At 65.9% G+C, this 20,533-nt stretch carries 23 protein-coding genes; 7 read left to right on the forward strand and 16 right to left on the reverse strand.

Features of this window, described 5'->3' with window-relative positions; all coding sequences use genetic code 11:
• Window positions 1–25: 25 nt before the first annotated feature.
• Genes AC1DCT_RS10740 through AC1DCT_RS10755 form a run of 4 tightly spaced genes read right to left on the reverse strand, consistent with a single transcriptional unit; the run spans window position 26 to window position 2,193 of the window.
• Window positions 26–571 (reverse strand): DoxX family protein, encoded by a 546-nt coding sequence (locus tag AC1DCT_RS10740; RefSeq protein WP_440732665.1) that lies wholly within the window; start codon window positions 569–571, stop codon window positions 26–28.
• A 37-nt stretch (window positions 572–608) separates the two neighbouring features.
• Window positions 609–1,031, reverse strand: a complete 423-nt coding sequence (locus AC1DCT_RS10745) for a hypothetical protein (RefSeq protein ID WP_477429106.1) — start codon at window positions 1,029–1,031, stop codon at window positions 609–611.
• Entirely contained in the window at window positions 1,028–1,933 is a 906-nt protein-coding gene (locus AC1DCT_RS10750; RefSeq protein ID WP_477429107.1) for an NAD-dependent epimerase/dehydratase family protein, read from the reverse strand. The genes AC1DCT_RS10745 and AC1DCT_RS10750 overlap by 4 nt, the downstream gene beginning before the upstream one ends.
• Window positions 1,930–2,193: a hypothetical protein gene (locus tag AC1DCT_RS10755; RefSeq protein ID WP_441976462.1), complete on the reverse strand. Its 264-nt coding sequence runs from the start codon at window positions 2,191–2,193 to the stop codon at window positions 1,930–1,932. Before AC1DCT_RS10755 ends, AC1DCT_RS10750 begins: the two co-directional genes overlap by 4 nt.
• A gap of 296 nt (window positions 2,194–2,489) precedes the next feature.
• On the opposite strand from AC1DCT_RS10755, the gene AC1DCT_RS10760 reads away from it, so the two are divergent.
• From AC1DCT_RS10760 to AC1DCT_RS10770, 3 genes are all read left to right on the forward strand, one after another.
• Complete coding sequence (locus AC1DCT_RS10760) at window positions 2,490–3,692, forward strand: PucR family transcriptional regulator (RefSeq protein ID WP_441976463.1); 1,203 nt, start codon at window positions 2,490–2,492, stop codon at window positions 3,690–3,692.
• Between the two features lie 98 nt (window positions 3,693–3,790).
• On the forward strand, window positions 3,791–4,672 hold the full coding sequence (locus AC1DCT_RS10765; protein ID WP_477429109.1) for a helix-turn-helix transcriptional regulator: 882 nt from the start codon (window positions 3,791–3,793) through the stop codon (window positions 4,670–4,672).
• Window positions 4,673–4,784: 112 nt separating this feature from the next.
• Complete coding sequence (locus AC1DCT_RS10770; protein WP_477429111.1) at window positions 4,785–5,606, forward strand: alpha/beta fold hydrolase; 822 nt, start codon at window positions 4,785–4,787, stop codon at window positions 5,604–5,606.
• 63 nt (window positions 5,607–5,669) lie between these two features.
• Here the strand turns inward: AC1DCT_RS10770 and AC1DCT_RS10775 are convergent, their stop codons facing one another.
• Both AC1DCT_RS10775 and AC1DCT_RS10780 read right to left on the reverse strand, forming a co-directional pair.
• Window positions 5,670–5,825 carry a hypothetical protein gene (locus AC1DCT_RS10775; protein ID WP_441976466.1) on the reverse strand — a complete coding sequence of 52 codons (156 nt, stop codon included), beginning with the start codon at window positions 5,823–5,825 and terminating at the stop codon, window positions 5,670–5,672.
• A 134-nt stretch (window positions 5,826–5,959) separates the two neighbouring features.
• Window positions 5,960–6,526, reverse strand: coding sequence for a dihydrofolate reductase family protein (locus tag AC1DCT_RS10780; RefSeq protein WP_477429113.1), 567 nt, complete (start codon window positions 6,524–6,526; stop codon window positions 5,960–5,962).
• A 141-nt stretch (window positions 6,527–6,667) separates the two neighbouring features.
• On the opposite strand from AC1DCT_RS10780, the gene AC1DCT_RS10785 reads away from it, so the two are divergent.
• The gene (locus AC1DCT_RS10785) at window positions 6,668–7,042 is read left to right on the forward strand and encodes a TfoX/Sxy family protein (RefSeq protein WP_477230026.1); all 375 of its coding nucleotides are present in this window, start codon (window positions 6,668–6,670) and stop codon (window positions 7,040–7,042) included.
• Window positions 7,043–7,044: 2 nt separating this feature from the next.
• Complete coding sequence (locus AC1DCT_RS10790; protein WP_477429115.1) at window positions 7,045–7,695, forward strand: DUF2461 domain-containing protein; 651 nt, start codon at window positions 7,045–7,047, stop codon at window positions 7,693–7,695.
• A 137-nt stretch (window positions 7,696–7,832) separates the two neighbouring features.
• On the opposite strand, the gene AC1DCT_RS10795 is transcribed toward AC1DCT_RS10790, so the two are convergent.
• The 9 genes from AC1DCT_RS10795 to AC1DCT_RS10835 all read right to left on the reverse strand — a co-directional run bounded on the left by AC1DCT_RS10795 (window position 7,833) and on the right by AC1DCT_RS10835 (window position 15,814).
• Window positions 7,833–8,024 (reverse strand): hypothetical protein, encoded by a 192-nt coding sequence (locus tag AC1DCT_RS10795; RefSeq protein WP_477429116.1) that lies wholly within the window; start codon window positions 8,022–8,024, stop codon window positions 7,833–7,835.
• A complete protein-coding gene (locus AC1DCT_RS10800; protein WP_477429118.1) occupies window positions 8,021–8,485 on the reverse strand; it encodes a MarR family winged helix-turn-helix transcriptional regulator in 465 nt (154 codons plus the stop codon). The genes AC1DCT_RS10795 and AC1DCT_RS10800 overlap by 4 nt, the downstream gene beginning before the upstream one ends.
• Before the next feature lie 351 nt (window positions 8,486–8,836).
• Complete coding sequence (locus AC1DCT_RS10805) at window positions 8,837–9,946, reverse strand: Gfo/Idh/MocA family protein (protein ID WP_477429120.1); 1,110 nt, start codon at window positions 9,944–9,946, stop codon at window positions 8,837–8,839.
• A 5-nt stretch (window positions 9,947–9,951) separates the two neighbouring features.
• Window positions 9,952–10,869, reverse strand: a complete 918-nt coding sequence (locus tag AC1DCT_RS10810) for a carbohydrate ABC transporter permease (RefSeq protein WP_477429122.1) — start codon at window positions 10,867–10,869, stop codon at window positions 9,952–9,954.
• Entirely contained in the window at window positions 10,866–11,789 is a 924-nt protein-coding gene (locus AC1DCT_RS10815; protein ID WP_477429124.1) for a carbohydrate ABC transporter permease, read from the reverse strand. Before AC1DCT_RS10815 ends, AC1DCT_RS10810 begins: the two co-directional genes overlap by 4 nt.
• 4 nt (window positions 11,790–11,793) lie before the next feature.
• Window positions 11,794–13,101 (reverse strand): ABC transporter substrate-binding protein, encoded by a 1,308-nt coding sequence (locus AC1DCT_RS10820; RefSeq protein WP_477429126.1) that lies wholly within the window; start codon window positions 13,099–13,101, stop codon window positions 11,794–11,796.
• A gap of 99 nt (window positions 13,102–13,200) precedes the next feature.
• On the reverse strand, window positions 13,201–13,947 hold the full coding sequence (locus AC1DCT_RS10825) for a cupin domain-containing protein (RefSeq protein ID WP_477429128.1): 747 nt from the start codon (window positions 13,945–13,947) through the stop codon (window positions 13,201–13,203).
• Window positions 13,944–14,813: a sugar phosphate isomerase/epimerase family protein gene (locus AC1DCT_RS10830; protein WP_477429130.1), complete on the reverse strand. Its 870-nt coding sequence runs from the start codon at window positions 14,811–14,813 to the stop codon at window positions 13,944–13,946. Before AC1DCT_RS10830 ends, AC1DCT_RS10825 begins: the two co-directional genes overlap by 4 nt.
• Window positions 14,810–15,814: a zinc-dependent alcohol dehydrogenase gene (locus AC1DCT_RS10835; protein ID WP_477429131.1), complete on the reverse strand. Its 1,005-nt coding sequence runs from the start codon at window positions 15,812–15,814 to the stop codon at window positions 14,810–14,812. Before AC1DCT_RS10835 ends, AC1DCT_RS10830 begins: the two co-directional genes overlap by 4 nt.
• A gap of 188 nt (window positions 15,815–16,002) precedes the next feature.
• Here AC1DCT_RS10835 and AC1DCT_RS10840 point away from each other — a divergent pair, with 188 nt between their 5' ends.
• On the forward strand, window positions 16,003–17,019 hold the full coding sequence (locus AC1DCT_RS10840; protein WP_477429132.1) for a LacI family DNA-binding transcriptional regulator: 1,017 nt from the start codon (window positions 16,003–16,005) through the stop codon (window positions 17,017–17,019).
• A 109-nt stretch (window positions 17,020–17,128) separates the two neighbouring features.
• Complete coding sequence (locus AC1DCT_RS10845; protein ID WP_477429134.1) at window positions 17,129–18,094, forward strand: acetylxylan esterase; 966 nt, start codon at window positions 17,129–17,131, stop codon at window positions 18,092–18,094.
• A gap of 66 nt (window positions 18,095–18,160) precedes the next feature.
• Here AC1DCT_RS10845 and AC1DCT_RS10850 read toward each other — a convergent pair whose 3' ends face one another.
• On the reverse strand, window positions 18,161–20,401 hold the full coding sequence (locus tag AC1DCT_RS10850) for a right-handed parallel beta-helix repeat-containing protein (RefSeq protein WP_477429136.1): 2,241 nt from the start codon (window positions 20,399–20,401) through the stop codon (window positions 18,161–18,163).
• Window positions 20,402–20,533: the final 132 nt, after the last annotated feature.

The raw sequence follows: 20,533 nt of genomic DNA on the forward strand, positions 1-20,533 counted from the left end.
TGCGGAACCTCCCCCGGAAGCGTCCTCACCCGTCGCTTCCGGAGGGGGCCTTCTTCGCCGGCCGATAGCAGAGCGCGAGCTGGCCGAGACCGCCCGCCACCCCCAGTCCGGCGGCGATCGCCAGCGCGGGCCAGCCCGAGAGCAGCGGGGCCAGCGGGGTGTGCGCCAGCAGGAGGCCGTCCCCGCTGTAACGGCCGGCCCCGATCGTCGCGATCGCGACCGGAGCGACGGCGAGCACGAGGTTGTACTCCCAGCCGTTGGTCGTGACGAAGAACCCCTTGCGCCCCTGCACCGTCCAGATCGCCACCAACATCAGGGCGACGAATCCAGCCGCCGGAAGCGGGGTGAGCACGCCCGCCGCGAGCCCGAGGCCCGCGAGCACCTCGAGCGATGCCGCCGCTCCGGCATTGAGCAGGCCGGGACGCATGCCGACGCTCTCGAACCAGGCGGCCCGTCCACGGATCCCGCCCTTGCCGAAGAACTTGTCGAGCCCGTGCGCGGTCAGCGTCAGGCCCAGCAGCAGCCGCAGGATCAGCACCCCCGCATCCACCGCCGTCGCGTCCCCGATCATCGGCCCCGCTCCCTCCGGTCTGCCCGGCCCACAGGCGTCACCGCTCGGCCTCGTCGTCCTCCGCCGCCCAGCGCTCGCTGTTGGCGCGGAGCACCTCGGGCGCGCGCTCGGCCTCCTCGCGTGTCGCGAAGGGGCCGACCCGCACCAGCGACGGGGACTCGAGGCCGTACTCCACGGCACCCGTGCGGGAGTTGTACCAGTACGAGTGATCGCCATCGGGCATCCGCACGGTGTGCGCGGCGCCGGGATCCGCCGGGAACACGCTCCACTCGGGGCGCAGGAACGGCTCCGCCAGGTCGGCGCCGTCCACCTGGAAGAGGGCCTCGTCGTCGGTGAGGGTGCGCAGGAACACGGCGGCGTGGCGCGCCGCGCCGCTGCGCAGCTCGTAGGTGTGGCCGGCGACCAGGCTCGACCAGTCATGGATCTCGTTCGCGTCCGCAGACGTCGGTTCGGAAGTCATGCGGGAGATCCTAGGAGCGGATCGCCGGGCACGTCGAGGTAGCCCGCCCTCAGTTCGTCGCGCAGCGCCGGACGTGTCGTGCGCCAGCCCAGCCGATCCCTGGCGCGGTCGGCGCGCGCGTGCTGATCGAGCAGCAGCACCCCGGCGAGCGCCGCGCCGAGGCGCTCGGCCGTCTCCTCCGCGGACTCGGCACGCACCGTCGCTCCGGCCGCGGACGCCGCCGCGGCGGCGAGCTCGGCGACCGTCTCGTCTGCCTCTGATGCCGCGATGTAGACGTCGTTCTGGTGCGATTCCGCGCCGATGATCCGCACGTACAGGTCGGCGAGGTCGTCGATGTGCACGGTGGCCCAATGCTGGGATCCGTCGCCGATCGACGGCAGCACCGGCTCCTGACCGCTGCGGTCGAGGTCGTCGACGAACCGGCGCGGGATGCCCTGACCGTGCCCGTAGACGATGCCCGGCGCGACCACGACCACCCGCATGCCCTCGCTGTCGTCGGCGAGGAGCCGGCGCGCGGTCTCGTCCATCCAGGCCACGGCGGCGGGCGGCGCAGCGGGCGACTCCTCGGTGAGGTCGAGTCCCGATCCGTACGTCCACAGACTGCTCGTGTAGACGAACGGCTTGTCGCTCGTGAGCAGGCCCGGCATCACTGCGGCGATGAAGTCCGCATCGTCCGCGCGCGAGGTCGCCGTATGGATCACCCCGTCCGACTCGAGCGCGAGCTCGGATATCGTGCGGGTGTCCTCCTCCGACGCGAGGAACGGATCCGCTCCCGCGGCGCGGACCTGATCCGCGTCGTCCTGGTCGTCGACCAGGGCGGTCACCCGGTAGCCCGCGGCGACGAGCGCGGTCAGGACCGCTTGCCCGATGAAACCGGTCGCGCCGGTCAGCAGCACGCTCATCGATCCTCCTCGTCATCCGATCCCGGATCCGCGGCGATGTCCTCGGGCACCTCGTAGGAGAGCACATACGAGAACAGCTGCCCCTCGCGCTCCTCCGGCTCGACCTCGTAGACCTTGGTCCAGCGCCGGCCGTCCTGCTCCACGTGGCGACGGAGCACCTCGTCGGGTCGTCGCTCGATGAGGAGCAGTCCCTCGAGCCGCTCCACCACGGGGCCGAAGGGCCGGTCGCGCAACTCCGCGGTGTACGTCTCCGGGCTCATCATCGTCGTGTCGCGATGGTCATGGCAACCCCCTTGTGGCACGCCACGCTAGCCCGCCCGGCGCCCCCTCGGCAGGGGTCCGGCCACGGACCTGTCCGCGGGCACAAGAGGCCCTGTGCCGCGGACAGAGCTGACCGAACACGCCGCTCCCTCGGGGCGACCGGATCACGCGGACGGGCTCGCGGCGTAACCTCGCTGTCAGCGACGCGCTGAAGGCAGGACGGAAGCCGCGCAGGATCGACAGGAGTGGACATGACCGACCTCACGGCGGCGGACGCATCCGGCGCAGGGGTGCGATGAGCACGAGCGATCGCGACGAGGGAATCGCCTGGGTCGAACACCACCTGCCCGGCCTGATCGAGAGGGTCTACGCCCGCAGCGTCGAAACACTGGCCGTCTATCAGGACGAGAAGCACGTCTCCACCGGGGAGCTGCGGCGCTCCATCGAGGACAATCTGCGCTTCCTCGTGCACGCTCTTGGGCACCCGGAAGCTCCTCTCGACCCGACCGTGCCGGAGCAGACCGGACGGCGCAGGGCGCACCAGGGCGTGCCACTGCCCGAGGTGCTCCAGGTGTACCGGATCGGGTTCGGGATCCTGTGGGGAGCGCTGGTGGAGCGCGCCACGAAGGACCCGCGCACCGAGACGCTCACGCGCCTGCTGAGCACCTCGACGCGGATCTGGGACGTCGCCGAGGAGCACGCGACCGTCCTCACCGAGGCGTACCGGGCGGCGACCGCAGAGATCATCATCGCGCAGGAGCATCGCCGCGCCGCGTTGGTGGAAGTGCTGCTCACCGGGCATGTCAGCAGGGACGCCGGGCCGTGGGAGGCGGCGTCGCTGCTGGGCTTCCCCTCGGACGCCGACCTGATCGTGGTCGCCGCGCAGACCAACGAGGTGGCAGCGGAGTCGCTGCCGGGGATCGCCCGTCGGCTCGCCGAACAGGGCTGCGTCTCGGGGTGGCGGCTCACCCCGGCCCTGCAGCTCGGAGTGGTCGCCCTCACCCGGCCCGAGGCGCTCGAAGAGGTGCTCACCGTGCTGCGCAGCTACACGGGAGCTCGGGTGGGCGTGAGTCCGCCCTTCCCCGTGCGCACCGACGCGCCACGCGCGCTGCGCCTCGCCCGCGCTGCGCTGTCGATGACGGCGCGTGGCACGTCCGCGGTGCGCGTGTTCAGTCCTAGCCCGATCGCCGCGATGATCGCGGCGGATCCGCACGAGGCCGAGCGCCTCACCGAGGATGTGCTCGGGCCGGTGCTGCACCTGCCCGAGGGCGACCGCGATGTGATCCTGGAGACGCTCGAGACCTACATCGACACCGGCGGATCGGCAGCCGACGCCGCGGCGCTGCTGCACTGCCACCCGAACACGGTGCGGTACCGGCTGCGGCGGATCGAGGAGCTCACCGGGCGCAGCTTCACGCGCCCGAGCGACATGGCCGAGCTCTCGGCCGCGTCATACGGCCTCGAACTGACCCGCATCGCGCAGCACCGCGGAGCCTGAGCCGACGCGCCGTCGGGGTTACGGGCGACATGCCCGGGGCGGGTGCGGCGTGCGGGAGAATTGAGTCATCCCCTCTTCTCCCCCGACCGAGGATCTGCGTGAGCGACTCTTTGAACGCCTTGGGCCGCTATGTCCGCGCACGACGCGGGGTCGTGCTGCCCGAGGACGTCGGGTTGGTCCGACAGCCGGGGCGGCGAGTCACCGGGCTCCGCCGGCAGGAGGTCGCCGAGCTCGCCGGGATCAGCGCCGAGTACTATCTGCGGATCGAGCAGGGGCGCATCGGGCGCCCGTCGGAGCAGGTCCTCTCGGCCCTGGCCCGTGCGCTCCGCCTCGACGACGAGTCGATCGCGCACCTGCACCGGCTCGTCGCAGGACGGCCGCCTCAGCAGGTGGAGCCCGACCCCGCGGTCGCGGAGCGCCTCGCGCGCACGCTGTCCCGCTGGTACCGCACACCCGCGTACATCTCCGACCCGCACCGGGACATCGTCGCCGCCAACGCGCTGGCCACCGCGCTGGGGCACGGGGGACTCGCCGTGGGCTCCAATCAGATCGCCGGGCTCTTCAACGACCGCATGAAGAGCACCCTGGTGGAGTGGGAGGCGATGACGCGCTCGGCCGTCGCCACGCTCCGCCGGGACGCCCATCCGGACTCGCCGCGCCTGGCCGAGCTGGTGCGCGACCTGTCCGCGGATCCGGACTTCGTCCGCATCTGGGCGCGGCACGACGTCTCCGGCCCCGAGGACACGACGTTCCACATCGTCATCGAGGGATTCGGCGAGGTCGCGATCGATGCGCACAACTTCGCCGTGCGCAGCCTCCCGGGCTACCAGCTGACGGTGCTGTCGGCGGGCCCCGGAGGCAAGGCCGAGACGCTCTTCGCCGGAATCGCGGCGTCTGTGCCGCTCTCGACGGGGACGATCCCCTCAGCCCCTCCGGCGAGCCCTATCCCTCCGGCGAGCGCGACGTCCGCCGGAGGGTAGTACTACGCGGGCCTCCCTCTCCGGTGCCGGCCGGGCCTAGCGTGTGTCTCGCGGCTGCGCGGCGATCCGTCGCCGTCCGCGTCGCGCCCCCTCCCCCAGGAAAGGACACACGATGCCCTACATCACCACGCCCGACGGCACCGAGATCTACTACACCGAGCTCGGCGAGGGCCGCCCCGTCATCTTCAGCCACGGCTGGCCGCTGAGCTCGGACGCCTGGCAGAAGGAGCTGAAGATCTTCGCCGACGCCGGGTACCGCGCGATCGCACACGACCGCCGCGGTCACGGCCGCTCCTCGCGCACCTACCGCGGCAACGACATGGACACCTACGTCGCCGACCTGGCCTCGCTCGTCGAGCAGCTCGACCTGCAGGACGTCCTTCTCGTGGGCCACTCCACCGGCGGCGGAGAGGTCGTCCGCTACGCCGCCACCCTCGGCGCAGGACGCGTATCGAAGGTCGCGACGGCCGGTGCGGTCCCGCCGATCATGCTCCAGTCGGCCACGAACCCCGAGGGCACTCCGCTCGAGGTCTTCGACGGGATCCGCGCGGGCGTGCTCAACGACCGCTCGCAGTTCTACAAGGACCTCGCCGAGTCGTTCTTCGGCTTCAACCACCTGCCGGAGCAGCGCTCGCAGGGCCTCGTCGACGACTTCCAGCGCCAGGGCATGATGGCCGGCCTCAACGCCGCCTACGACTGCGTGAAGGTCTTCTCCGAGACCGACTTCACCAAGGATCTGCAGGCGCTCGACGTCCCCATCTTCCTCGCGCACGGCGATGACGACCAGATCGTCCCGATCGCCGCGGCTGCGGAGAAGGCGATCACCCTCGTCTCGCAGGGAACGCTGAAGGTCTACCCCGGTGCCTCGCACGGCATCTGGGGCGACTACCAGGTCGCCCTGGACGACGACATCCTCGCGTTCTTCGCCGAGTGACGCCGAAGCGGCGGGGGTCTCAGGGCCCCCGCCGCTCTCGTCGCATCGCGCCGCCGGAATCGGTCAGAGCCGGTCGAGGCCCTCTTCACGACGCTCGTCCTGCGAGCCCTCGTCGTCGACGCCGCCGGTCTCATCGAAGGCTTCGTCGCGACGGTGCTGCCGACGCTCCTCCTGACCCTCTCGCTCGTCGCGCAGCTCGTCATTCTTGTCGTGACCCATCGGATCCCTCGCTCGTCATCGTGCGCGGCGCCGGTTCGCGCCTTGCGCGCCTGTGGCCAGCATGCTCCTCCCGCCGGCGGAAAGCACGGGTTCTGTGCGCCAGGACAAGCAGGACGGGTGCGATGCGGGACCGTTCAGCGTCCGGGTGGGCCCTCGAGCACGGTCGGCACGTACTCGAGCAGCTGCAGACGACCGTCGAAGGTGCGCGACTCGATCAGGTCGAGGCGCACATCGGGGTATCCGTCGAAGATCCGATCCTGTCCCGTCGCCCCGGTGATCACCGGGAACAGCACCACGCGGTACCGGTCGACGAGGCCGGCGTTCAGCAGTGACCGGCACAGCGCCAGACTGCCGAGCGTGCGCAGCGGACGATCCGATTCCTCTTTCAGCCGTCGCACGAATTCCACGGTGTCGTCACGGACCAGGATCGAATTCGCCCAGGTCAGCGGCTCGTCGAGCGTCGATGAGAAGACGTACTTGGTGATCCCGTCGAGCACGTCGATGCCCTCCTCGCCGGCGGCGGCGAATGCCGACATGAGCCGATAGGTCGTCGCGCCCATGAGGATCGGGTAGTCCTTGTCGGGCGCGGTGGCGAGCCATTCGAAGTACTCGGGCCCGCCCATCCCCCAGAGCCCTGGCCAGCCCTCGGCGGCGCCGTAGCCGTCGAGGGAGCAGATGAAGTCGATCGTGAGGTTCTGCATGTCTTCTCCTCCCGCTCCGCCGGGGCGCCGAGGATCTCCGGTGCGTGCGGAGGCTTCGCGCTGGAGTCTAGGCTGCGGCGGGTGCCCGCGGAAGACGTAGGCGGGTTACGGTCTCCGGGGCGAACGTGAGATAACAGAGCCATGCAGATCCCGCGACCCTCCGAGGACTCCAAGGAGTTCTTCCACGCCGTCATCCCGGCGACGCCCGGTGTCGAGGTCAAGCCGATGTTCGGCAACCTGGGCGCCTTCGTGAACGGCAACATGTTCGCCGGGCTCTTCGGCGAGGACCTCGGTGTGCGCCTCATCGACGAGAGCTCGCTCAGCGCCCTGCGGTCCGTTCCCGGCACAGGCCCGTTCGGCCCCGCCGAACGACCGATGGGCGGCTACCTCGCTCTGCCCGGCGAGTGGCGGAATGATCCGGAACGGGTCACCGAATGGGTCACCGCCGCGCTCGAGCAGGTCGGGGCCCTCCCACCCAAGAAGCCCAAGACGCGTGCCCCACGGAAGAAGGCATGACCATGAGCGCGACGTTCCCCGGGTGGTCGGAGCGCGCGAGCGCCTTCTACGTCGGCTTGGAAGCCGACAACACCAAGGACTACTGGACCCGGAACCGCGCGGTCTACGACACGGAGGTGCTCGCCCCGATGCAGGCCCTGCTGGATGACCTGTCCACGGAGTTCGGCGAGGGAAGAATCTTCCGCCCGAACCGCGACATCCGCTTCAGCGCAGACAAGTCTCCCTACAAGACCTCGATCGCCGCGACACTCGGCCAGGGATACATCGAGTTCTCGGCGCGCGGCATCGGCACGGGCGCGGGCTGCCACATGCTGGCGCCTGACCAGCTGACGCGGCTGCGGACCGCCGTCGCCGACGAGGTGACGGGCCCGCGGCTCGAGGCCGTCATCGGCGAGCTCGAGGCCTCGGGCATCGACGTCACCTCGCACGACCGCCTCGCCACCGCGCCCCGCGGATACGCGAAGGACCATCCGCGCATCGAGCTGCTGCGCAACAAGGACCTCGTCGCCCGATCGCACTGGGGCCAGGAGACACCGTGGCTGCACTCCCCCGAGGCCGCGGAGCATGTGGTCGCCGTACTGCGCGCCGCACGTCCGCTCGTGCAGTGGCTGGACGAGAACGTCGGCCCGAGCGCACAGGAGCAGCGCCGCTGAGCGGCCGCCACCTTGACGGTTCCGCGCGCCGGAGGTAGGCAGGCACCAACCGAGGAGTGCGGGCGGTAACGGGACCGCGACCCTCAGCCGCGGGCGACGACGCGCGGGTGGTCTCGCCAGGCCGGCATCGTCGCCATCTAGTCCAGGGTCTCGCGTTCGAGCTGGTCGCGCGACGCGCCGGGGTTGCGCCGCGTCTGCCATGACACCATGCGCTCGAACCGCTCGTCGAACGACGTCAGGTTGCCGGCGGCATCGGTGCAGTGCTCACAGTACCGACCCGTCTCGATCGGCATTCCACAGCTTTCGCAGTGCACGGATTCGGTGTTCATGATCCATCCTTTCGTGGTGATTGCGGAGAGGCCGACCGATCGACGAGCAGCTCGGAGAGCGTTTCGAGCATCGCGTGCGCCTGGCCGGCCGGGAGCCGCGAGAATGCGTCCCGCAGCCTGCTGTCGTCGAGCACCTGCTGTTCCTCGTGAACGCTGCGGATGCCCTCCGATGTGAGCCGGACGAAGGTGCGTCGGCGGTCGGTCGGATCCGATTCCCGCTCGAGCAGGCCGCGGCGTTCGAGGCGGGTGACGATCTCGCTGACGACGGACTGCGTACGCTTCAGGTGCTGCGCGGCTTCCCCGATCGTGACCGGGCCGGTCGCCGCCAGGTGCAGGAGGACGGCCCGCGATGGACCGGAGAGCGCGCTCCTCGGCCCTGTCCGACGGTGAAAGGACAGGTACGTCTCCATGAAGAGCGCGACGAACCGCTCCGCTTCGTCCTGGTGACTGTCTGCAGCCATGCTGGCATCCTCGCGAGCACGAAATACATCGTCAAGCCCGATGGATCTGCGCCGGGTCGCAGCCCGCGCGGGACGGCGTCATGCCGATCGGCGCGTGAGCCCAGACGGCATCGGAACAGCCGCAGTTCGGACGGAGACTCAATAGCCAACGGTCGCGCACCGACACTCCGGCATTTGATGCGCCCATCTATTTTGCGGATCCCGACCCCGGCATGCGCAAGCCGAATGCGTCGATTTCGACGACTTTCACGAATTCTTCCGTTGCCTCGGACCTGTTCAGCTCTTGTGATCCTGGGTATTGCGAGACTCGACGTGCGACTTAGCCATGTTGGTGCCTAGTGGCGATGGTGGTCAGGGAGTCTCGGCCGGAACGTCGACCCAGCGCTCTTCCCGGGCGGCGAGGAGCACCGCCTCGGTCAGCTGCGCCGCGCGCACGCCGTCGTCGAAGGTCGGCAGGCCGTCCGGCTGCTCCCCCGCGATCGCGGCATAGACGTCGGCGACGAAACCGTTGAACGCGTCCTGATACCCCTGGGCGTGCCCGACCGGGAGCCGCGAGAACCGGGCGACGCCGGGATGGGCGTTCTGCGGATCCCGGAACAGCTGCGCGTTGCCCTCCCTCCGGCCGATCCAGAGTTCCTCCGGGCGCTCCTGGTCGAAGCGGATGCTCTCCCGGGTGCCGTGCAGCTCGAGGGTGAGGGCGTTCTTGCGGCCCGCCGCCATCTGCGAGACCAGCAGGGTGCCGATCGCCGCCGTTGCGGTCTCGACGAGGATCACGACCGCGTCCTCGTTCTGCACGGGGTGACCCCCGCGCTCCGCGAACGCCCGGCGGGTGCGGGCGGTGAGCCGGACGATGCGCTCGCCCGCCACGAACTCGAGGAGATCGCAGAGATGCGATCCGATGTCGGCGAACGCGCGGGACGGGCCGCCCTCGTCGGACGTCGCCCGCCAGTCGTCGTCGGTCGGCAGCAGCATCCAGTCCTGCAGGTAGCCGCAGTCCACCGTGAGCAGAGCGCCGAGCTCGCCGGCGAGGACGCGGGCTCGCGCCTCCCGCACCATCGGGTGGTACCGGTACACGAACGGGACCGCGGCGACCACGCCCTGTTCCCGCGCTGCGGAGGCCAGCGCCCGGGCCTCGGTGAGCGAGGTGGCCAGCGGCTTCTCGCAGATCACGTGCTTGCCCGCCTCGATCACGCTCATCGCCAGCGCGGCGTGCGTGGAGTTCGGGGTGCAGACGTGCACAACGTCGCTGTCCCCGGCGAGGAGTTCGTCGATCGTGGTGGCGTGCTCGACCCCGAGCTGCGCCGCGGCGACCGCCGCGCGCTCGGGAGAGGAACTGGCGATGCCGGCGAGGACCGCGCCCGCGGCACGCGCCGCTCGGGTGTGCGCCTGCGCCATGAATCCTCCGCCGAGGAAGCCGGATCGGATCGTCCCGACGCCGGTGTGAGTGACCTCCGTTGTCATGTCGACTACTCCTTGCTTGCTCCGCCGAGGAGGCCCGACTGCAGGCTCCTCTGCGAGAACAGGAAGATGAGGAGTACAGGGAGGACCCCGATGATGATTGCCAGTGCGAGTTCTGGCCTGCCAATACTCAGCTGAATACCGCTTCCTGTCGGGTTGAACCGTTCGGTGTTGTTGAACAGCTCTTGCAGCCCCACCGGGATGGGGTAATCCGACGTCTTGGCGAGCATCACCAGGGGAAGGAAGTAGTTGTTCCATGTGCCTACGAAGCTGAAGAACGCCACGAGCGCGACGATGGGGCGCGCGAGGGGCAACGCGATCTGGAAGAAGATCTGTGCCTCAGAGGCTCCATCGATGCGCGCAGCGGACAGCAGGTCTGGAGGCAGGCTCGTCGAGTAGTAGATATAGGTCAAATAGACCCCAAAGGGGTAGAACGCAGACGGAATGACAACAGACCAGATCGTTCCGGTGAGGTGAATTGCGTTGAGTTCGAGGAAGACAGGCAGCACAAGAGTTGTTCCGGGCATCAGCATCACTAGGAGCGTCAGATTCAGGAGGGTCTTTCTTCCCCTGAACTTCGTCATCGCCAACCCATAGCCGGCTGGGATGCAGGCCATGACCGTGAGAACGAGCGCGAGCGCGGAATAGATGACCGAATTCTTCGCCCAGGTAACGATGGCCCCGTCCTCGAACCGCAAAAGGTTCGCGAACGCATCGAGGTACCCCTCAGAGGAGCCGAAGGCCAGGGGGGCTGACCGAACCAGTTCCGCGTCGGTCTTGCTCGGTGTGAGCAGCAGCCAAAGCACTGGAATCACGAAGAAGACGACGAACCCGATGATCGCGATCCATGTCAGGCACAGGAAGAGGGTTGACGCCGGGGAGCGGCGTCCCACCTTCGGGGTCTTCTGATCGAGTCTCTTACTCATTCGTCATCCACCTTGAAAAGACCAGAACGCGAGATGAGGAAGAACGCGCCGATTGCACAGAGGAGAAGCAGGTAGAGCGACAGGGCTGCGGCTCCGTTGAAGTCGTTATTGGCGAAGGCGTAAACATAATTGAGCTCATTCGGGGACCATGTTGGCGAGATGTTGTTGCCCAGCAGCTGAGGTTCAACGAACAGCTGGGTGCCGCCGGCGAAGGCCAGCACAGCCATGTAGACGATCCATTTGCTGATCATCGGGATCTGGATGTACCACGCAAGCTGGAATGCGTTCGCGCCATCGACTTTTGACGCGTCCATGATCTCGTTAGGTATGTTGTTCAGCGCTCCGTACATGATGACGATCCAGCCGCCAGCGCCGATCCAGAACGCGATGATGACGAAGAGCCAGGGCAGGTTGGGGGGCAAGATCACCTTCTGAAAGCTGTTCATTCCGAGAAGGTGAAGCAGACTCGAGAACGGGCTCGTGGTCGGGTCGAGCATGAAGAGCCAGACGAGCACTCCGGCGACGCCGGCAAGGGCCCCCGGCAGGTAGAAGATGAACCGCAGCGTCGACGAGACGAATCGTGAGCGCTGGTGAACGATCAACGCGAGACCCACAGTGAGGACCAGCAGGGTCACGAGCCAGATGACGACGTATCCGCCGATGTTGATGAACGACTCGGCGAACCGATAGTCAGTCGCCACCTTGATGAACTGTCCAAGGCCGACGAACTGGCCGTCGGCGTTGACGAAGGCGAGGTAGACGGCGTAGAGCGCTGGGCCTACGCCAAAGGCGAGTAGCAGCAGGCTGTAGAGGCTGACGAACCCGTACCCGGCCAGGCCGGGCCGCCGCTTGCGGCGGCCCGACTGGACAGGAGCAGGGTGTCGCGCATCGACGACGCCTTGCACTTGTGTGGTGAACACGGTCTTACTTGCTCTTTTCACTGACGACGTAGCCCACCGACTTGGCGAGATTGAGAATCTGGTCCTGCCATCCGGGGAGTGTCTCGGCGACCGACTTGCCCTGGATCACCTGAGGGATGACGAAGGAAGCCCAGTTATTGCTGGGATCTGCACGGCTTGTGGAGGACCACCCACTCCAGACCTGGCCAGCCGCCTTTTCAAATACGGGCCCGACATCGTTCGCGAAGTAGCTCGTATTCTTCGGGTTGTCCAACCACGCCTTGGCTGCGGGCACGTAAGCCGGATAGGTGGACGCGATCGACTGAATTCCGGTGTCGGTCGTGACCCAGTTGACCAACGCGGAAGCAGCCTTCAGGTTGGTGCTGTGCGATGAGATGTACCAGACCCCTCCACCCACGCTTCCGGTGGCAGGCGCGTCGCCTGCCCAATGCAGCGGTGCGGCTGCGGCGACCTTGCCGGCGGGAACCTGAAGGACCTTGGAGAAGATGTACTGTCCGAACCACGCTGGCCCGACGAGACCGAGAGTCTTGGCGCCATACTTGCCCGGGTAAGTGTTCCCGAGGAGCGCGTCCGTCGTCAGGCTCCCGTTGGCGACCATGTTGTCGATGACCTTCGCCATCTTGACGCATTCGGGGGCAGAGGTGTTGGCGGAGAACTTGTTGCCGTTCAGAGAGTTGATGGGGCACTTGGCGCCCCAGAAGAACACCTGAGCCTGGAGTGCGTCTCCGACGCTGCCGAGAACATACCCAGGATGCTCCTTGGACAGTTTGGCTCCGAGGTTCTCGAACTCTTCCCATGTCGTAGGGATCTTGTAGCCGAACTGATCCATCAGGTCGCGGTTGTACCAGAAGACGTTCTGAGCCAGGTCATTACGGACGCAGTAGACAGTCCCGTCGATCGTGCACGGATCGAGAGCCCCCTTCGCGAAGTCCTTGAACTTCGATGCGGGAAAGACCTGGCCTCCAGCGCCCTTGACCTCCACATTGAGAGGCGCAGCGAATGGCGTCTTTCCGGTCGCTGCCCAGTCGAGATCGGTGAGGTGGCTGTCGAACACGACATCAGGCCATCCGCTCCCCGTCTTGTCGAACAGGTTGATCTTCGTCTGGAAGACGGTGCCGGAAGTGCTGAAGGTAACGAGATTGACCTTGGCGTCGGGGTGCGCCTTCTCGTACGCCTGGATCGCCGGAACACGAGTTGCGTCCGCCCAGACGGTGATGGTCGATTTGCTGTCCTGCTTCTGCGGAGAGAACGTGGCCGCGGGCTTGGCAACCACGTTGACACTCGCGCATCCGGCCATGCCTGCGATGAGCATTGCTGCCGAGGCGGCGAGCCCCAGCCTTCGCCATCGGGATCGGGCGGGTGTGTGTGACTTCATTGTCGGACCTCTCTTCTTCGGGTGGTTGGTCGTTGTTCAGTTGGTGGGAGGACTGCCGGGCTGTGCGTGGCTATGGAGGAGTAGCACCCCTTGCTCCCCAGCGATCAGGGTGAGTGGCTGGGTGAGTGCCCCGTATGCGATGGAGCGGGCGACGAGCTGCTCTTCGGTGTCGGAGTCCGTGGCGCCGCCCGCAAGGACGACGAAGACGTGTTCCATGCTGTCCGCAGCAACGTGAAGGCTGCCGCCCGGCTCGAGTTCTATGCGCTCCACCGCTAGGCACCGGGCGTCCCGTTCGGCATCGACCGCTGAGCGGACCTCGCCATTGACGACGGTGGCGCCAGCAGTTGGCCGGTTCTCCTCGTCGGCGAGTGTGACTACGCGGCTGCGGGTTGGTCCTGCGTGGAGAGGCAGTTCTGCATGGGTTCCGTCTCGTTCCCCGCGGTACAGAGCGAGATCCGGGGGACTTTGGAAGCTGATCAGCTCGGCGCGAGAGCCGGAGTGGTTGTACGTGCCATGAACTTCGCCGATGGGGACCCAGACTGCCTGTCCGGCTTCGAGAGGGGTGTATTTTTCGCCTTGACGAAGGGACACCGAACCGTCGAGCACGATGAAGCAGTCTTCGGAAATGTCATGGACGTGCTGCGGAAACTCATCTCCGCCCTCAAAGATCGACAGATTGAGTGTGATCTGACGGGCACCGACCTCGGGGGACACGACGCGCGAGGATCGCCCTCGGCCCATCGGGAAGTCGAGACCGCTGTCCAGGGTCGAATAGGTGATCATTCTGCGGCACCGTCCCTCGAGGTGAATTTCTCCTGTGCGATGGCCCGGGCACCCGAGAGTGCCCGGTATGAACTTTCGGCTGCGTGCACCGGGTCATAGTTCGGTTGGCTGAACACCATCGCGCTAACTTCAACGGTCACCGGCCGATGCCAGCCCGCGGCGATCATCCCCGCGAAGTACCCCGGGTAATCGAAGGCGCCGTCGCCTGGGAGCACGAACTGGAAGCCGGTTGCTGTCCGAACCGAGTCCTTGACATGCGCGTGAACCGCGAGCGGCACGAGATCCTCGATCAGTTCGTTGGTGTCGTACTGCAGGCCGGGGAGTGTGAAATGGCTGATGTCGAAGTTGATTCGGACGGACTCGAGTCCTACCTGATCGATGAGCCAACGGACGCGGTCCGGCCGATCAATGAGGCCACCGACATGAGCCTCGACGGCAAGGACAACACCCTCACTCGCGGCGGTCGTGCCGAGCGTGCCGAGTACGTCGACCAGCTCTGCCCCACCTGCCGGCCACTGTGCCGACCGCCCGCCCATGGTGAAGGTAACTATTAGGGGGTCGCGCGGTGAGAGGCTGAGACCGGATCCGATGACCTCGAGCAGATCATCCCGGACCGTGGACGACACTTCGCCCTCGGCGCTGAGAATCTGAAGCTTCGCCAGGACACCGACCAGGTCGAGCCCGGTCGCGTCCAATCGCGCTCGTGTCTTCGAAGACTCTTCGCGAGAGAGACGGGGAGAAGCATTCTTGTAGCCGTCTGCCAGCGTGAGTTCGACTCCGTCATAGCCGGTCGCAGAGATGAGCTCGATGGCGTCCCAAGGAGACATGTCTGCGAGCCCATAGGTGCCGTACGCGAGCGGGATCATGCGACGCTCCAGTCGAAGAGGACGCCGGCCCATTCCGCAGGCGCAACCAGCATCCCTTCATACGCTTCCCTCGCGTCATGGGGAGGGACGACCTGCCCGATGGTCGCAGAAAGACGAAGCTTTCCGCGCTCGATCAGAGAGAAGATCGCTTCGGCGTTTCCCTGGATGGAGTGACGTGTGAACGGGTCGGAGTACACAGGGAACTGCCACTCATGCGCGCCCTTCACCGTCACGGTTCCGTGTTCCTGCCACAAATGGATGTGGTTCAGGATCGATGTCAGATCAGTTTCGTACGCACCTCGCGGGGATCCGAGAAGCACCAGCTGACCTCCGCGCTTGGCGACGGTGAGCCCTTGCTTTACAAGCTGGGGAAGGCCGGTTGCTTCCACCACGATGTCGGCTCCCGCTTGGCCGGTGATCTTCAAGATCTCTTCCGTTGTGCTGGGAGCTCCGCCAAGGACCACGGCGGATACCCCGCAAGCAGTTGCGAGCTCGAGGCGCTGCGGGCTGGCATCTACGCCTACAACGCTGACCCCGGCTGCCTCGAACAGCTGAGCGGCGATAATTCCCACTCCACCGAGCCCCAAGATCACCGCACGGTCGCCCAGCGCTGGTGCACTGACGCGCACCGCGGTCATTGCCACCAAAGCAAGGGCGGCTGCGGCAGCATCTTGTGGTTCAACCGAGGACGGGACTCGCACTCGGAAGCCACTCGTGACCGCGTGGCTTGCATGAGGCGTGTGACTCATGACGATGTCGCCGACGGCGACATCGGTGACGTCATCGCCAACCTGAAGCACTTCGCAGACCGCCCTGTTGCCAGGAACGTACGGGAAGTCGACCGGCTGCCTGCCGGTCAGCTTTGCGAGCTCGGTCCCCGTAGAGACGAAGGAGTAGAGCGTTCGCAAGAGGATCTGGTCCTTGTTCAGGTCAGTGTTGAGATCGCCGATCCCCGTGGTCACCTCACCGAGATCGGTGAAGACGATCTGCTGGCGTTTCATGACAAGCCTCAATTTCCCTGCCACGAAGACGGCAGCGCTGCATCCATTCGGGTTCACACGTTCCGTAACCGGTTACGGAGATGTTGTACGATGCTAATCATGCACCCATCTCCCGTCAAGTGCCGCGATGGAGCGGGCGCACGATTCCTTGCGGCCCACTCGCCGTCGAACGCGCGGAGGGACGTTCGGTGACCGGGCGTCCTGAGCGGGAGCCGGCCCTCAACATCTACGACCTTGCCAAGCATCTCGGCATCTCGTCGGGCACCGTGTCTAGGGCACTCAACAATCGACCCGAGGTCAGCGCCGCTACACGGGAACGGGTGTTGGAGGCTGCAGCAAAGCTTGGGTTCTCACCAAGCCCGCTTGCGCGTGGGCTCGCTCGCAATCAGTCGCAGACGATTGGCGTCATCGTTCCCACGAGCGATGACCCCTTCTTTCTGTCGTTCGCGCGAGGGGTGCAAAGCATCTTCGGCGCATCGGGGTACTCAGTGGTTCTGTCTTTCGCCGACGCTCCCGACTCGATCGCGGGTGCATCAAAGAGCTTCATCGCCTCGCGAGCAGCCGGGATTCTCTTGCTCGGTGGAAGCGAGGTGACCGATGACAAGATTGCCAAGATCGTGGGGAAGACGCCGGTCGTGGTTGCGCTGCGTAGGGCGCAGCACGCCGAGTTCTCTTCCGTCTTCGTGAATCACGAAGACGGCGCGAGCGCCATGGTTCGGTTGCTCCGCGAGAGGGGGAGTCAGCACATCGCTTTCGTGAGCCTGCCCCTCACGTCTCAGGCGGCGCATGAGCGCCTCAGGGGCTACCGCTCGGCGATCGACGATGTCGACCCAGCGTGGACCGTGGTTGCGCGCGGTGGCAAACCCCTGGACGGCGTTGAGGCCACCGTCGAGCTGATGTCGCGACCGGGGAGCGAGCGGATTGAGGCGATCTTCTACGCCAGTGATGCCTTGGCTACTGGCGGACTCAATTCGTTGTTCTCTAAGGGGATCGATGTCCCCAAGGACATTGCCGTCGCTGGCTTTGGCGATATCGACTCGTCGGCAGTAACTGTTCCGCCGCTCACTACGGTGAGAGTCCCCATGTACGAGGTGGGATGCCGCGCAGGTTCCTTGCTGCTTGAAGCGATCGAAGACGATCCTGCTACGACCAGGGACATTGAACTCGGCCTGGAGCTGATCGAGCGGGATTCCACCCGTAACTGACCGGTGTCAGCTCTCATTGGATAGGGGCTGACGCAAGTTCCGTAACCGGTTACGATGGCTGCAATGGACCGCATCTGCGGCGCCCATATCCACGAACATTGGACACGCAATGGCGCAGTTTGACCTTCCGCTTGAGGAACTCCGGCGATACTCCCCATCACCGGAGGAGCCCGTCGACTTTGACTCTTTTTGGGCGGCCACCCTCGACGAATCCCGACAGCGATGGTTCGAGCCCCGCTTCGACCCCTTCGATAGTGGTCTCACAGAGATGGTGGTTGAGGACGTCACGTTCGCCGGCTACAACGGTGATCCGATCAAGGGGTGGATGGTGCGGCCGCGGCATGCGGAGGGACCGTTGCCTTGCGTTATTCGCTACCTCGGATACACGCAGGGGCGGGGCCTCCCTCTTCAGTCGGTTGCGGTCGCGGCGGCAGGCTTCGCACACTTTGTGATGGACAGCCGCGGACAAGGCAACGGCGGCAATCCAGGCTCGACGCCGGATCCGGTTGGGTCCGCGCCTCGCATACCCGGATTGGTCACAGCTGGCATCGAGGACCCGTCCACCTACTACTACCGACGACTGTTCACCGACGCCGTCCTCGCTGTTGACGCTGTCCGCGCTCACCCTGCCGTCGACCCTGCCCAAGTGATCGTGTCCGGCGTCAGCCAGGGGGGTGGAATCGCTCTGGCGTCGGCCGCGCTCAGCGAAGGGCTGATCGGTGCCGCGATCGACGTTCCATTCCTTAGCCACTTCCGGCGAGCTCTGCAGATCACGGACGCGAGCCCGTACAGCGAGGTCTCACGGTTCATGCAGACGGTCCCGGGCCGAGAAGATGAGATCTTCCGGGTGCTCTCGTACTTTGACGGAGTCAATTTTGCGGCCCGAGCTACGGCCCGGGCGCTCTTCTCGGTGGCCCTCGCAGATGTGACGTGTCCACCCTCCACCGTGTTCGCGGCGTACAACCGGTACGCCGGCTCGAAGCAGATCTCGATCTACCCCTACAACGGTCACGAGGGCGGTCAGGCGCATCAGGTTCTGGCGCAGTTGAGGTTCTTCGCGGATCTCATCGGCTGATCCATCAAGCAGAAGTGTGCCTGTTCTCTCTCAGGAGAACAGGCACACTTTTTCTGAGCGAGGTGTCTAAGCCACGATGATCGGCTGAGTCACGGTGCTCTTGTGTCCAGATGCGTCGACCAGGGTGGCGAGCAGGATGTGCCGTCCCGAACTTAGCGTCGACGTGTCCAGGCTGAAGCTCCGTAGGCCAGATGACGGGTGCCAGGCGTAGTCAAGTCCTGCTGAGTCGATCCGAAGGTTGTACGCCTGAATGTTGAGGCCGAAGAGATCGACCTGGACCGAGACGGTGCCAGTGATTGAGGCCTCAGGGGAAGGCGACATGATGGCGAGCGTTGCGCCTGGGGTCCACTGAAGGCCGCCGTACTGGTATGCCCCGAGGCTCGGGGTCGGGTCGGAGGACCCGTCTGTGACGCCGGGGATGGCGACCGCCGCGTTGCGAGCGGGAGAGCCGTACTGCAGCCGATAGTCGTTGTTCGATGGGTCCACATAGAGCGGGTCCACCGCGGAGGCAAGGTTGTGATCGATGGTCGCTCCCGCGCAACCACCTCCGATTGAGGTGGTAACGCAACTCGCACCGCCGAGGTTGTTCTGAAGGACACTCCCGGTGGCATCGTTGGCGCCGCGGATCTGTACCCCGCCGTCGTTGTTGTAGACCTTGTTGCCCTTCGAAACCCCGGTGACAGAGTTGAGCATCACTGTTCCTTGCACCAGATCCCACCCGACGTTGTTCGACACGGTGCCGTTGCCCGTGTCGTTGTCGAGGTAGATGCCGGGACCGACGTGCGCAGAGACGCTGGCCGGCGGATGATACCCGTGCACCCAGTTGTGATCGATGCTGCCGCCAGTCAGATCCGCCTTGCAGCAGAAGTAGATGGCGCCTGTGTCGGTGCTGATGCGGCCGAAGTCCGAAATCTCGTTGTAGGAAACGAGATCCCCCTGCATCGACGTGCCTGCAACGGCGGCCAGATCATTGATACCCGATCGGCCAAGTCGGCTAATCGTGTTGTGGGTCGCCGTCTCGTGCTGGCCGACGATCTGCACTCCCGCGGCATAGCTTCCAAGGTAGTCAACGTCGTGGATGACGCTGCCGGTGACGGTGTTGTACGACCCGTTGAGTGCGATCCCGTTGCCGGAGCTGAATGCGATCTCGCTGTTGGAGACGGTGTTTCCAGTGCCGTTGATGACGAGACCACTCGTCGTGGCCCCCGCGGTGGTCGCACCACATTTTCCGATCGCCGGGTAATGCGAATCAGTCTGGATCTGGTTCGTGTGCGATACGTAGGAGGCGTGAACGCCGTCGATGACGACGCCAGTACTCGAAGTCCCCGTTTGGATGGATGAGCTGTGGATGGTCAGATCGCTGATGTCGGTGTAGCTGATGCCGCCGGCGCCCGAGAGGTCGAAGGCCAGGTTACGCGTGCGCGATGTCACCTGCCCGGCGGCAGGCTGGCTTCCGCTGGCCGGGTAGTAGTAGACCGTCTGCGTTGGAGAGTCGTAGTACCACTCGGTGGCTGCGGAGAGCTCTGAGAGCTTTCCGGACAGGTAGAACGTCGTCTGCACGGGCTTGAGTCCGATGCATAGGCCTGCGTCCGAGAGTCCGGTCAAGCTGATCTGACCGGTGGTCGAGGAAGAGACCGTTCCGGTCTGCGAGAGATACCAAGTGCTCAGATGGACGTTGGCACCGTTCCAGTATCCGTTCGGCTGCGAGAGATCCGCGGCCACCACGGCCGAGTTCGTGGTACCGGTGCCGGCCGACTTGTAGGTCCGATCTGAAGGCAGCGCTGAAGGGTCAGGCCATTGTGCGTCGAAGATCATCGTGCCGTTGTCGAAGAGCTGGCGGCTGGATCCGATGGCGTCCAGGTTCGCGGAGGCCTTGAACACGCGACCGGCATCGACCGCTGCAGCGAAACCTGACCCCGCGAGAAAAGCGTTGCCCGACTCGAGAGTCGCGAGGTCGGTTGCGCTCACCGGCGACCAGCCATCGACAGCGTCGGCTCCGTCGATCGTCGCGGTTCCAGGGCTGCTCGCTCGGTACGTGATCGGCGCCGACGCCGTACCAGAGATAGTCGGGCTGACCGTCTCGTGATAGGTCCCCGGCAGAAGCACACACGTGTCGCCGGCGATCATCACTGCGGTGCAGCGCGCGATGTGTTGGAAGGGTGCCGACGACGATGCGCCGGAAGCCGCATCGTCGCCGGTTGGTGAGACGTAGTACGTCGTTGACGCGGCCGATGCCGACATCGCTGACGTGACCACTGATGTGAGGGCTAGTGCTGTAACCGCGAGGCAAGCACTCCATTTCTTCATTCCAGGCACACTCCTTTGGACAGCACCGGCTGTCATCATTGACGGAAACCGTAACCGCTTACGGGGGAGACTTTAGGGGACCATGGGTTCGACGTCAATGCGCATGCTCGCTGGATGTCAGGGCACAGCATG

This window comes from Microbacterium sp. 10L49, assembly GCF_056395125.1.